11 protein-coding genes are annotated in these 13,429 nt (G+C 69.6%); 5 read left to right on the top strand and 6 right to left on the bottom strand.

Annotated elements, in window-relative coordinates; genetic code table 11:
- Positions 1-113: 113 nt before the first annotated feature.
- The 6 genes from VYI76_RS06230 to VYI76_RS06205 all read right to left on the bottom strand — a co-directional run bounded on the left by VYI76_RS06230 (position 114) and on the right by VYI76_RS06205 (position 8,294).
- The gene (locus tag VYI76_RS06230) at positions 114-1,040 is read right to left on the bottom strand and encodes a formylglycine-generating enzyme family protein (protein WP_326523916.1); all 927 of its coding nucleotides are present in this window, start codon (positions 1,038-1,040) and stop codon (positions 114-116) included.
- On the bottom strand, positions 1,037-4,231 hold the full coding sequence (locus tag VYI76_RS06225; protein WP_326523915.1) for a hypothetical protein: 3,195 nt from the start codon (positions 4,229-4,231) through the stop codon (positions 1,037-1,039). The genes VYI76_RS06230 and VYI76_RS06225 overlap by 4 nt, the downstream gene beginning before the upstream one ends.
- A complete protein-coding gene (locus tag VYI76_RS06220) occupies positions 4,228-5,220 on the bottom strand; it encodes a hypothetical protein (protein WP_326523914.1) in 993 nt (330 codons plus the stop codon). Before VYI76_RS06220 ends, VYI76_RS06225 begins: the two co-directional genes overlap by 4 nt.
- Complete coding sequence (locus VYI76_RS06215) at positions 5,217-5,789, bottom strand: hypothetical protein (protein WP_326523913.1); 573 nt, start codon at positions 5,787-5,789, stop codon at positions 5,217-5,219. Before VYI76_RS06215 ends, VYI76_RS06220 begins: the two co-directional genes overlap by 4 nt.
- Complete coding sequence (locus VYI76_RS06210; RefSeq protein WP_326523912.1) at positions 5,789-7,150, bottom strand: phage baseplate assembly protein V; 1,362 nt, start codon at positions 7,148-7,150, stop codon at positions 5,789-5,791. The genes VYI76_RS06215 and VYI76_RS06210 overlap by 1 nt, the downstream gene beginning before the upstream one ends.
- Before the next feature lie 229 nt (positions 7,151-7,379).
- On the bottom strand, positions 7,380-8,294 hold the full coding sequence (locus tag VYI76_RS06205; RefSeq protein WP_326523911.1) for a hypothetical protein: 915 nt from the start codon (positions 8,292-8,294) through the stop codon (positions 7,380-7,382).
- A gap of 73 nt (positions 8,295-8,367) precedes the next feature.
- Here VYI76_RS06205 and VYI76_RS06200 point away from each other — a divergent pair, with 73 nt between their 5' ends.
- The 5 genes from VYI76_RS06200 to VYI76_RS06180 all read left to right on the top strand — a co-directional run.
- Positions 8,368-9,606, top strand: coding sequence for a hypothetical protein (locus tag VYI76_RS06200; RefSeq protein ID WP_326523910.1), 1,239 nt, complete (start codon positions 8,368-8,370; stop codon positions 9,604-9,606).
- Between the two features lie 43 nt (positions 9,607-9,649).
- On the top strand, positions 9,650-10,552 hold the full coding sequence (locus VYI76_RS06195) for a hypothetical protein (protein WP_326523909.1): 903 nt from the start codon (positions 9,650-9,652) through the stop codon (positions 10,550-10,552).
- Positions 10,549-12,111, top strand: coding sequence for a matrixin family metalloprotease (locus VYI76_RS06190; RefSeq protein WP_326523908.1), 1,563 nt, complete (start codon positions 10,549-10,551; stop codon positions 12,109-12,111). Before VYI76_RS06195 ends, VYI76_RS06190 begins: the two co-directional genes overlap by 4 nt.
- Positions 12,112-12,143: 32 nt before the next feature.
- Complete coding sequence (locus VYI76_RS06185; protein WP_326523907.1) at positions 12,144-12,554, top strand: hypothetical protein; 411 nt, start codon at positions 12,144-12,146, stop codon at positions 12,552-12,554.
- The coding region (locus tag VYI76_RS06180) for a hypothetical protein (RefSeq protein WP_326523906.1) at positions 12,545-13,429 on the top strand (885 nt) is incomplete at its 3' end. The genes VYI76_RS06185 and VYI76_RS06180, both read left to right, overlap by 10 nt.

The raw sequence follows: 13,429 nt of genomic DNA, 5'->3' as shown, positions 1-13,429 counted from the left end.
CAGGGTCGCTGTGCGCTCCGCACTGGCGCAGGCAACAACCACCGCCATGACAATGGACCAACGACCTCGACAACGTCCAGTTCGGACGCACGTCACCGGGCCAACGCGACGGTTCATATCGGCGCCGCGCGCAGCTTCAGCTCGAACTTCGGGTTGCCGCGGACGCAGCGGACTCCGAGACGGGTGGGGTCGGGGAGGTTCTGGTAGTCGTCGTACTCGGTTCCGGGCACACCCAGCTCCAACCAGAGCTCGGACGGATCGCGGCCCATGAGATCCCAGTGACCTCCCTTATACGCCGGGCGGCCCTGGTAGGCACCGTCGACCCACTCCTCGACGTTCCCCGAGAGGTCCTCGACACCGGTCGGGCTCGCGTAGTCCGGTTGTGGACCGATCGGATGTGGCCCCGTCCGCTTCTCGCAGACTGAGTTGTACCCGTACTTGCACAACGCCGCGGGCGTCTGATCGTCGCCCCATGGGTATCGCCGGAAGTTGCACGTCGTGCCGTCGCGATCATCCCGAACCTCGAGCGGATCCGTGCACGGCGACGGCCCGCGCGCCGCGGCCTGCCACTCTTCAGGCGTCGCCAGTCGGCGGCCAGTCGCCTTGCAGAATGCCTGTGCGTCGGCGAACGACAACTCAAGCGGCGTGTCATCCGCTTGCCCATCGAGGAACGCCTTCGGCGCGCAGGCCTTGCACCGTCGGTAGTCGCCGACCGAACTCTCGCGCTTGCTCACCCACAGCGGCTCCGACAACACCAGTAGCGCTGGGTCCTTGTTCATGATGCCGTCGTGCGCGCGCAGCTCATACTTGACCGCGTACCGAGCGGGCGGCAGACGCACCTCCGGGCCGAACTCGCCTTCGACCTCGCAATAGCCTTGCGTATTGCAGTTCCCTGGGCACGCCGCCGCGTCACCCTTGCACGCACCCGGCGCCGACACTGCATCGCGATGCGTCGGCGGCTTGTCCTTGCGTGCAGAACCTGTGCATCCGGCCGAACCGAGAAGCACGACGATGGCGCAGCTCAAGCCGACGGAGTTCATGGGCCACCTGCACGAAGGACCTCAAGCCGCTTCATCTCTTCGTCGAACAGGTGCTGCGCCTTGCCGACATCGATATCGAGGCCGAGTTCTCGCAAGAGTTCGAGCCAGCTCTTCTCGTCCGCAGTGAACTTCGTCATCAGGTGCTTCAGCGCCTCCTCGAGTTGCGAGACCGCCGCGTGAAGGTGCATGGCAAGCGTCTTGTACGCCAGCGTCGTGTGCTTCTCAACCGCCGCCGACATGCCGCTCGCCTGCGCGAGCCGCTTGAAGGCTTCGACATCCTCCACGATGCCCTGCTGCGCAATTGTGCTCCGCGCCTTCTCGCTGAGCGCGGTCTCCAGGTCACGCGCCAGTAGCGTCCGCAGGCGGAACAAGACCCGCACCAAGCGACTCAGGCTGAATGCTACCGACTCCTCATCGGTCTGAAACACCTGGAGGCGAGCCATGTTCTCGCGCTCGAGCTTCGCATCGTCGACTGAATCCAGGAACGACCCAATGGTCTCCTCGGAGTGCTGCGCGATGAAGATCCCCTTCGCCCGCATGTCCTCGTACAACGTCACGTAGCGTCGCAGCAACAGCCGCAGGATCGGGCCGACCGTGCCGATCTTCAGGTTGCGCTGGATGCTCGAGCCGAGCAGGGGCATGTTCGTCAGCTTGGCCCACTTCTCCTCGGCGTTGTTGTCCTTCCACTTCTTCTTCTGCGGCGCACGGTTTGTCGCCTTGAAGACCAAGCTGTTGAACATGAACACCCCAACCACGTTGCCCACGACCTCGCCGTTGAGCTTCGCGCGATCCGCCGTGGGCCCCGGCAGGTCGCGCACGAGGCCAAGCAGCAATTCCTGCAGCGTCGGGAAGAGCTTGTCGTCGAGCTGGTCGTCCGCGTACATCAGCAAGCCGATCATGGAAGCGATCGCCACCATGATGATCGCCGGGCGCGCCGGGCGGACCCACTTCACCTCCCACTTCTTCCACGAGAACGGCCGCGTCCCCCACGTGTAGGCGATCGTCTTCCAGATGTGCGGGCTCAGCATGCCGGCCGCGAGCAACGCCGGGAACGCCCGGCTCTTCCGCAGCGCCGTCAACACGTCGTCGAGATCGTGCAGCTTGAGCTCGTTCGCGATCTGCTCCGCGATCTCACCGAGCTGGAAGCCCGCCTCGAGCTCCCACTCCGCCGGGTTGGGCGGCTCGTGATCGATCTCCTGGCCGAACAGATGGAGTATCGGGTTCACCTTGTCGTGCTCGAGGTGGTACAGGCTCGACATCAGGAGCAGCACGCCGTTGACGGTGTGGCCCATCGCCTTCTTGAAGTGCTCGACGCCCTCGAGCGCGCTCTCCTTGGTCAACTCGCGCTCGAGCGTCTGGACCACCTGGTGTACGCGCTCGATGACGTACTGGAGGCGGCGGACCATCTTGTAGTAGCGGTACTCGGGGATGCCCTCGGCCAGCGTCGTCGCCACCGTGCCGCGCACGAAGCCGTCGTACAGCGTGTTCACCAGGTAGCCGCGGAAGAAGCCGTCAGCGAAGGCGCGCCACTTCTGCGCGTCGCCATCGGGGTCGTCGTCGCCGCTGGCGTAGATGAACAGCGACGTGACGAGCGACGTCATCTTCGCGGCGAGCGCCGGAACGAGGCGCATCGCTGCGCGCTTGGCCAGCTCGCCGGCCGCGCGCTTGCCGGCCTCCTGGGAGACGTAGCGAGCCATCGCCGCCGGGCCGATCGCCGTCACGACGAACGGCGCGGCCGCACAGGCCGCGACGAGGCCAACCAGTGGAATGACCCCGGCGGTGTTCTCGTAGACGATCTCGCTGACCTGGATCAGATACGCGTCCCACACGAAGTCGTTGTGGGTCTGGACGAAGACCGCGCCGTTCTTGACGTCGCGCAGGTACACCCAGGACCCGTCGGCGCCGATGAAGCGCGTGGCGCCAAAGCGCGTACCCTGCGGGATGACCAGCTTGTCCGGATCGACCAGGACGGCCTCGATGTCCTTGCGTCGCTGCGCGTTGACCTCGAGCAGGTGCTGGTTAGGATCTGCCGCGCTGGCCAAGGCCTTCTTGGCGGCGTCGATGCCCCACTGCCGGACGCTGCCGAACGCTCCAGCATCAGGCCTGACGCTGTGCTCGGCGAAGTCGATGACGTAGAACGGGTCGGGGAAGAACCCCTTCACCATCTCGACGAACCACGCCCACGGATCGCCCGCGTTGCTCAACTGCTGCGCGTTGTCGACGCCGAGGAGCGACTCGACCAGCTGCCGGGGGTCGAGCATGATGCGCTCGCCTCCACCCTTACCCGGCCGTGGCCGCCGGCGGCCGTCGACGACGTTCTTGGGGAAACCGTGCGCTGCGTGGAACAGCACCGCCGTGGTGCGGCGCGACGTCTCGAGCAGCCCGAAGTGGAACGAATCGTAGGAGCCGATCAGCTCCTTTGCCGACAGCGCGCCGTGTTCCGCCTCGGTGAGCGCGAACAGCCGGTAACCGTTCGGTGTCGTCAGGAGTAGGTAGTCGCCGCCCTGCTTCAGGAAGACCTCCGCCGTCGAGCGGACGAGCATCTCATCGGTGTAGGCCGACACGACGTCGCGGGACCCGACCTCACCTGGCTGCCACTTGGCGAAGTAGTCGCCGGCCGGCGACGCGTACGTGCCATAGGTCGCCAGCACCTTCATGAAGCGCTTCGGCTTGATCTTGCGCAGGCTGGCGGGGCGGTCGTGGATGTCCCGCAGGTTGGTCTGATAGACCTCGCGCGTCTCGGTCGACATGCTCCCGAGCGCCTCCGCGAACGCAGGGGGCATGCCCGAGCGCGCCATCTCGCTCACGTCGTCGACCGGGATGTCAGCGAACTGTTGCCAGTGGAGAAGGTGCGTGACATACGGACGGGCGAGGTCGGCGCGGTACGGCTTCACGCGATAGCGTTCGTCCGGATCGAGTTCCAGCGGATCGCGCATCACCTCGAGAGGGTTCTTGTCGATCACCAGGCCAAACAGCGTGGCCGTGTACCGGTCGCGACCTTCGAGGATCTTCACGACCTTGGGCTTGCGCCACTGCCGATAGGAGCCCAGGTGGATCGCCTCGACGCGGTCGATGCTGACGCCGAGTGTCTGGGCCATCTCGCCCTGGAAGAGCTCGTCGACATAGGCCAGCAGGCGTTCGACCGCGGCCTGCTCGGTCGCCGGATCGGTGGACTTGAACGCGCTGCTCATGAGCGACCTCCTCGCGCCACCCGACGTCGGCGTGGGGCAACCGTGCCGCGGGCCAGCGGCGCGATGCCGGCGGGCGCGGCCGTCATGACCAGACCGGCGAAGGCCAGGCGGTCATGTCCGTCGACCGTGTTCCGCTCGACCTTCGTGCCGGCCGCGAACATCGTCCGTAGCATCGCGGTGTCCGGGCGAAGCAGTTCGATCGTGCCGTCGGGCTGAATGTCCAAGCCGAGGCCACGCGGAGCCTGGGCAGGATCGTCCTCGTCTCCGTGCGGGATCGCAATCAATGGCCGCCGCAGGCTGAGCCCGAGTGGCAAGGCGTTCGCCGCGTCTGCCGAGGTCACGATGCCGCTCGGGTGGACCTTGCACTGGCCAACGATGGTCGCAGGCTGATGTGCGTCCTCGTCGTCGTCAGGGCTCGCCAGGGCTAGCGCGATGTTCGGGACCTGTGCAGGCACCGCGTACGCGTCGTCGCGGATCGCCTCGCCGTCGTCGTCGAAGCCGTCGATGTGAAGCGCGGTCAGGCGCGGGACGACCCGCGGAACACGCACCAGCGTCGGCGCCTTGCTGCGGAACTTCTCCGCCCCGCCCAGCTCGATCGACAGGCCCAGCTCGTACTCGGTGCCCTCGACCTCGGCGGCCTCCGACAGGATCGGCACGTCGTAGACCGTGTCGCTGCCCGGGAACCGTAGCTTGACCATGAGCGCGTCGGACGGCGCCGGCTCGATCGTGGCCGACGCCACCTTGAACGCGCGCCAGTCCGGCTTGCGACCGCCGCCTGGCGGCGCCGGCTCGATGCTGCCGACGAAGGTGGCGAGCAGATCATCTGGCGTCCCCTCGCGCCGCGGCTTGCCATCGGCGCCGAGGAACGCGTCGAGCTCCCAGACCTTGATCGTCACGTCCGCCGCCTTCCGCGGCTGGTGGACGCGGACCTCGAGCGGCTGGCTCAGGTCGGTGACTCGCCCCGGGTGGAGGCGCGCGTGGAACTTCATGATGCCTCCGTCGGCGACAGCGCGACCAACGCGACCCCATCCCGCCGCGGGCCGAGCTTCACTGTCGCGTGTCCGGCCTCGCCGCGCAGCTCGTACTCGCCGACCGGCAGCGGCGCTGGATGAGAGGCCATGCCGGCCTCGTCGGTGAACAACGTCACCGACGCCGGGCCCGACAGCGTGAACCGTGCCTCCGCCACTGGCGCGAAGCTGTCGTCGCCGATGTAGAGATTGACGAACCCGAGCTGCACACCCGGCACGTGCCGCTCGTGGCGCTCGTCGCGAGTCGCAACCGCAGGCGCGTGCACCTTCGCCGTCTCCAGCGCCAGCTCGTAGTCCTGGAACGGGACATGTTCATGGAACACCACGCCGTCCTTGTCCGTCGTCAGCTCGACCGTGCCCTGCCCTGGCACTTGCACTGACACCAGGTACGCCGCCAGCGGCGCCTGCCCGAACTCGTCCATCAGGCGCACATGCAGATAGCCGGTCGACTCCCACTCGATCGTCGGCTGGTCGTCCTTGACGGCGACGCCCTCGAGGAAGTCCTTCGTCGTGGTCTTGATGGTGGGCATCAGGCGTCCTCCGCGCTGATCAGGTGCAGCTTCCAGGTGCCGATCGCGGCCTCGGCGATCGCAACCTTGCCGTCGGCGTCGGCGGTCGCGCGGACGCGGTCGCCGGTCTCGACGGTCTCGAGCTCGACCTCGACGCCGAACGCCGGCAGCTCGTCGAGCATCAGGGTCGCGGCGAAGGGCTTCACCAAGGTCAGCACGTCGCCCTCGGCCGACTGCCCCCCGGCGGTGACGGTGAACGTGTACTGCGCGATGCGCGTGTCCTTGGGCGTCGTCCACGTCGCGCTGGCGACCGCGTCACCGCAGGTCCCCGAGACCGAGGCCACCGCGGCGCCGCCGTCGACCGGCCGGATCTCGAAGCTCGCGGCCTGGCCAGCCAGGTCGAGACACATCGCGGCGAGCTCCACGGTCGCGCCGACCGGAGCCTTGGATTGCACCCAGCGCGCGGAGAGCAGCGCAGGGACGGGCTCGGGCGGTTCCGCCGCTGCCGACTCCGCCGCGGCGGGGCCAGGGCTCGCGTTGCCGGCCCCGCCCCCGGCAGGTCCACTGCCACCGCCGCTGCTGCCGCCACCACCGCCGCCGGCCTGCGCGCTGGCCTGGCCACCGGCGGCGCCGCCGCCTGAGCCGCCGGCGGGATCGCTGTCGGGCACCTCGGTCACCGTCGCGTCGGCCTTGGCGGCGGCCGCCACGCCGCCGGGGTTGACGTCGATGGTCGAGCCCTTGAGCGCCACCATGTTGCCGTCGATCTTCACGCCGGCCTTGCCCGTACCGCTCACGCCGGATGACTTGCCCATCAAGTCGACCGCTGCCTTGCCAGTGATCGCGATCTCCCCCGCGACGATCGTCACCTCGTCTTGGGCCTGGATCGCGACGCACCCCTGCTTGGCTTCGATCGTGATGCCGGCCGCCTTGTCGATGGTCACCGTGCCGATCCCTGCGCCGTCGGCGATGACCAGCTTGCCGTCCTTGTCATCGAACGTAAGCGTGTGCCCTGACTTCGACGTGAAGACGCGCCGCGGGTTGTCACCGCTCGGATTGGACTCGGTCGGCTTGTCCTTGCCGTTCCAGATCTGCCCGATGACGATCGGCCGAGCCAGCTCGCCGTGCTCGAAGGCGACGAGCACCTCGTCGTCGACCTCGGGCAGCGTGAACCAGCCGCGATCGCGCCCTGCGCCGATCGCGATGACCGGGCACCACCACGTCGCGTCGTCGCTCAGCACCGGGATTCGGACCTTCAGCCGACACAGACGTGAGGGATCCTTGATGTCCACCACGATGCCGATCACGACCTCATGCGCACGCTCGGCTTCAGCTTCGGCGCCCCGGATCTGGCCGTAGAGCAGCGACGCGAAGTCCCAGATCATGGCGCCCCCGCCACGCGATCCACGCATGGTCCGATCATTCTGCTCAACATTGCGCACCCCTGCGACAACGGGAAACCGCACCAACCGACATCGAAGAAAGACTATCGCGGGGCGCGCGAATCGCACAAGGCCATAGTATTGCTTGCACTATATCTCACGTGCCGTCGTCCACGACGATCGGCCCCACCTGTCGCGAGGAATCTGTCGCCGCGATGTCCGACTCCAGCCATCAGTAATCCCATCTTACCGTGACGCCGCCCATGTCCCGGCCCACCGAGGCCTGCACCTCGACGGCCTCGGGCGCAGCGCGGCGTCCCGTGATCCACAACAGCGTCCCGGCAGCCACCGCGGCCACGCCGACGCCCAGCGCGACGCCTGCGTACAGGCGCCGATCGTTCGCAGTGTCGTAGGCGGAGCGCCGGGCCGGGTTGGTCGTCGCGGCCTTCGCGTCGTCGTACGACGAGCGCGCGGACAGCTCGAACGCGAGCGCGCCGCCGAGCGAGACCGCGCCGAGGGCCCATCCACCGAGCGCAAGCTTGCGCCGCCCCGTCATGCCGGTGCCAGGCGCTGTCCGAAGGGGCATCGCGCGGAACGCCGGCACCGTCAGCGACTTCTCGTCGCCGGACGTCCCGACCTCGACCGACGTCGACCACGGCTCATGAGCTGGAGCCCGGGCCTCGATCGTGTGGTGTCCACCGTCGATCGGCATCTTGCGATTCCATTCGGCCGGGTCCATCGGGACGCCGTCACGCTTGACCACGAGGCCGTCGACGCGGACGTCGTTGGGGACGGCGACGACCAGGTACGAGAGCTTCGGCTCGAGCGCGTCGGCACGATCCTGCGCCGACTTCTCGATCGCGCCCTGCCCGCGCGCCAGGCGCGCCGCCTCCACGAAGTGCCCCCAGGCGCTGGCCAGCTGGCCGTTCTTCTCGCGACAGTCGGCGAGATTGAGCAGGGTGGTGGCGACCGGGTCCTTCTTGAAGCTGCCCTCGAAGGCGAGGCAGGCCTCGGCGTACTGGCCCTTCGCCATGAGCTTCTTCCCATCGCGAAAGAGCACTTCAGCCTCGGCGGACTGCGCCGACGCTTGCCCGCTACCGACTGCGAGCAACACGGCCGCCACGAACACCATCCACGCGTGCTTCATGGCGGCGAATCTATCGCACGATCGGTACGACCGGAAGCTCGTCATGCACGGTCGACTGGAGTAGGCTCGCGGTATGTCGCGTGGGTTTGCTGTGTCGTCCCTGGGGCTGGTCGTCCTTTTCGCGGGATGCCGCTTTCCCGAGTTGCCGGTCATCGGCGAGGACGCGGGCGACGCCCCGGAGGCCGACGCGCTGATCGACGCACCGCCGAGCAGCGACGCTGTCGACGCGGCAATCGATGCCGTCGATGCGCGCCCGGTCCGCACGGGGCCGCTGGTCACGAACGGCCAGGCCGCCGACCTGGTGATCGGCCAACCGAGTTTCGGGACCAACGCCGACCGCGGTGTCACGGCGCAGTCGTTCCAACCCGACGGCATCGCGTTCGCGAGCGGCCGGCTGTGGGCGACGGACTACTTTCACCGACGGGTACTGGGTTGGAACTCACCGACGGCGTCGGACCCCGCGGCTGGCTATCTGCTCGGGCAGTCGCTTTTCACGGTCGATGCCGACCAAGGCGTTAGCCAGACATCGATCTTCCAGGCGCAGGATGTTGAAGCCGTCGGCACGAAGGTCCTCGTCGCGGACGGGATGAACCGCGTGTTGATCTGGACGTCGCTACCGGTCGCTGCAGCGCAGCCAGCCGATCTCGTGCTCGGGCAACCCGACTTCACGACGGCCAACGTCGGGACCGGCCCAAGCCAGATGCGGGTCCCGTGGGGGCTCTGGTCCGACGGCGCACGCGTCCTCGCCCGTGGCGGGTTTCTCACATCGAGGATCTGGTCGTGGACGAGCTTCCCGGCAGTCAATGCGGCCCCGGCAGCCGCGGTGCTGGCGGGGGGAGTCGGCGCGAACGCGTCGGAGTTCCGCAGCACGGGCGGCGTCACATCAGATGGCACCAGGATGGTGGTCGCCGATCCCGGCAACCATCGCGTGCTCATCTGGAACACGATCCCGGCGACGACCGGGCAGCCGGCAGACATCGTGCTTGGCCAACCTGACTTCGCGAGCGTGACCGCTGGCACGGGCGCGGCGCGCATGAGCACCCCAACCGGTGTGGCGATCATCGATGGCGCGCTCCTTGTAGCCGACGCCGGCAACGATCGCGTGCTCGTGTTCGATCCGCTCCCGACGGCCAGCGGAGCCGCGGCGGCGCAAGTGCTTGGGCAGTCATCGACCGCGACCGCCGTGCTTGACCAGACCCCAAGTGATCGGACGATGAACGAGCCCACCGACCTCGCGTTCGACGGTCGCCACCTGTTCGTCGCCGATCGGACCAACCGAAGAGTCCTCCGCTACACGCTGAACCTGCCGTAGGCGGGCTGTTGCGTTCACACCGGGGCGGGGGCACGATCGACGGATGAAGGGAATCCTCGCTGCGTTAGCCGCGGCCTGCGCCGTCTTTGGCCTCACGGGACAAGCGCACGCACAGGTCGAGCTCAAGAACGACAGCTTCACCGACGGTCAGATGGTCGCGGTGCAGGGCGGGTTCGTGCCCGGCGAAATGGCGGCCGCGAGGTACCAGGTGACCTCCCCTCGGCAGCTCTTGGCGGTTCGCACCGTCTTCGCGAACGTCTCGGCGGGCGGCGCCGCTGTCGACGTGACGCTGCACGTATGGACCGATGACGGTGTGTCGCTGGCGCCGGGAACCGAGCTCTTCAGCGGCGACTTCACGCTGACGCCGTCGCAGACGCAGATGCAAGAGCTGAGCGTCGCCGCGGACAACATCACGGTCTCCGGATGGTTTCGGATCGGCATCGAGGTTCATCACACGGGGCAGCCATCGGTCACGAACGACGTCGGTGGCTTCTCGAACGTCAACGCGAGCCTTTTGCGGGAGTCGACGCTCGGCTGGCGGACCGCCAGCTTCTTCGGTGTCAGCGGCGACTGGATCCTCCGCGCGGTTGTCTCTGATGCGGGCGGCACCCCCGACGCCGGCACGACCGGGCCCGACGCGGGCACGACGGGGCCCGATGCCGGCACGGCGGGCCCCGACGCGGGCACCGGCGGCACCTGCAACGGCAACGCGGAGTGCCCGGTCGGGCAGTTCTGCGATACGCAGGTGCACAGCTGCACGTTCGAGTGCCGGACCAACGATGACTGCGGCGGCGCGACGTGCAACAGCCTGGGGCAGTGCCTGGCGGCCGATGGCGACAGCGGCGGGTGCTGCTCGACGGGCACGACGACGACCGGCGGGATGCTGGGGGCGCTGGGCCTGGCGGGCGCGGTCGGGCTGCTCGTGACCCGGCGTCGCCGCCGGTGAGGCGCGCGGCGATCATCGCGGGGGCGCTGGCCATGGTCGCGGCCGCCGCTCACCCCGCCGCCGCGTCGGTGGTGCTGCCGCTGACGCCGGCCGAGCTGGCCGCGGGCGCGGAGCAAGACGTGATCGCGACCGTCACGGCGATCGACGCGCGCTGGACGGCCGACGGCGCCAACGTCGAGACGGTGATCCGCCTCGCGACCGACGCGGGCGTGACGCTCACGATCGTCCAGCCCGGCGGCGATCTCGGCCGGGTGCGCCAGGTGATCCTCGGCATGCCGCGCTACCGCGTCGGCGAGCGCGCGCGGTTCTTCTTGCGGCACAACGCCGACGGCGCCACCTGGCGCGTCTACGGCTGGGCCCAGGGCAAGTGGGACCAGCGCACGATCGGCGGCGTGCCGGTGTTCCTCCCCGGGCCACGCCCCGACGCCGCCGCGTTCACCACCAACGGCATGGTGTGGCCGGCGGCGCGCATGCCGGTGCCGTACCTGATCAACTCGGCCGGCAGCGACGACCTGACGCTGCCGCAGATCACCGACGCGATCCACGCGGCGTTCCAGACCTGGCAGGACGTGCCGTGCGCGTCGATCGCCTACCAGGACGCCGGGCCGACCACGCTGGGCGTCGCGGTCGACGGCCAGAACGCGATCCTGTTCATCGAGAGCGGCTGGGTCTACGGCAGCGAGGCGGCGGGCGCGACCGCGCTGACGATCCTCGACGGACAGCAGACCGCCGACGTGGCGATGAACGGCCAGCACTTCCGCTGGGCGATCGGCCCGAGCGGCGCGCTGGCGGCCGGCGGCACGCTCGACCTGCAGGGCGTCTTGACCCACGAGCTCGGCCACTTCAGCGGCCTGGGCCACACGATGCGCAGCCACGACACGATGTACTACTCGTGGACGCCGTGGGGCGGGCAGCGCCAGCCGTCGGCCGACGATCAGGCCGGGCTGTGCTCGATCTACCCGGTGGCCGGCGACGCGTGCGCGGCCGACGGCAGCGGCTGTCCGAGCGGCCAGGCCTGCGTCACCACCGCGGCGGGGCGGCTGTGCGACACGCCGAGCGATCCGATCGGCGCGAGCTGCAACTACGACGAGGTCGAGTGCGACGACTTCTGCCTGTTCACCGCGACCGATCTGTCGAGCGGCTACTGCTCGCGGTTCTGCGACACCAACGCCGACTGCCCGCTGACCCATCACTGCGCGCCGGCGTCGGCCGGCACGCAGACGGTCAACGTGTGCTTCACCGGCGCGCAGCCGACGCCGCCCGACGCGGCCGGCAGCTGCGCGCTCGACGAGCAGTGCCCGACCGGTCAGTACTGCTCGACGATGAGCGCGTGCACGCTCGACTGCCGCACCGGCGACGACTGCCCGCGCGACGAGACCTGCGACGACCGCGGCCGCTGCCAGCCGGGGCCGGGCACGCCCCCCGACGAGGGCGGCTGCTGCGGCACGTCGACCGCGCCCGGCGCCGCGCCGCTCGGGCTCGCGGTGCTGGCGGCGCTGGCCCGGCGACGCCGTCCGCAACGTCGGTGCGATGGCTCACGCGCGACGAGCGCGCCGTAACCGGTTCCATCGCGCCGCGTACCTGGGCTACCGTGACCGGGTTGTCGTCGCGCCGCTGTCTCGCGCTCGGGTTGATGGCGACGCTCGCCGCGTGCGACGACGCGAGCGATCGCCCCGCCGACTGGGGCTACGTCCACGCGGCGATCCTCGAGCCGAGCTGCGCGACGGCGCGCTGCCACAGCAAGGCCGCGGCGCAGGCCGCGGTCGATCTGTCGACGTCGGCGGCGGCCTACGCGGTGCTGACCGGCCGCGTGTGCGGCGCGCCGCCGCTGCCGGGCGAGCCGATCGGCAACTTCGTGCGGCCGGGGCACCCCGAGAGCTCGCGGCTGATGTACCTGCTGCGCGGCGAGCGCACGACGATCATGCCGCCCGACGTGCCGCTGCCCGACGGGGAGATCGCGGTGATCGAGCGGTGGATCCTCGAGGGCGCGCCGTGCGAGTAGCGCTGCTCGTCGCCGCGCTGCTCGCGCTGGCCGCCGGCACCGCGCGCGCCTATCCGCAGCTCCAGTTCACGACCGGCGCCACCCGCTGCGGCGAGTGCCACGTCAGCCCCGACGGCGGCGGCCTGCTCACCGACTACGGTCGCGACGAGGCCGGCGAGACGCTGAGCGGCCGCGGCGACGGCCGGCTCTTGCACGGCGCGTGGACGCCGCCCGACTGGCTCACGCTCGGCGGCGGGCTGCGCGGCGCGCTCGGCGGCAAGCGCCTCGCCGGCGAGGCCGCCGAGCTGCTGGCGTTCCCGATGCAGGCCGATCTGTACGCGCGCGTCGCGGTCGGCCCGGTGTCGCTCAACGTGACCGTCGGCGGCAACGGCGCCGCGCGACCGGGCGACGGCGCCATGGCGATCACCAGCTACCTGGTGTCGCGCGAGCACTTCGTCGCGTTCCACCAGGAGGACGCGCCGTGGTCGGTGCGGGCCGGGCGGTTCTTCCCGACGTTCGGGCTGCGCACGCACGATCACACCGCGTACGTGCGGCGCCACCTCGACATGTACCTGCTCGAGGAGCCGTACGCGCTCGAGGGCGAGTACACGCGGGGCCGGTGGCAGGCGTTCGCGTCGGCGTTCCTGGGCAACCCGATCGCGGACCTGGCGGCCGGCGATCGGGCCAGCGGCGCCGCCGCGTCGCTCGAGCGGCTGCTCGACGACGGCGCCGTGGCCGGCCACGCGCGCGCCGCGTTCGGCCCCGAGGATCACCGCTACCTGGTCGGCGCGGTCGGCAAGCGCTGGTTCGCCGGCCCCGGGCTGCTGCTGCAGGCCGAGCTCGACGTGCAGCGGCAGCGGCTGGACACCGGCTTCGTCCGCTACCAGCTGGTCGGG

The organism is Sphingomonas sp. (assembly GCF_035910975.1).
Lineage (GTDB): Bacteria > Pseudomonadota > Alphaproteobacteria > Sphingomonadales > Sphingomonadaceae > Sphingomonas.
This window is presented reverse-complemented; position numbering and strand designations above follow the sequence as displayed.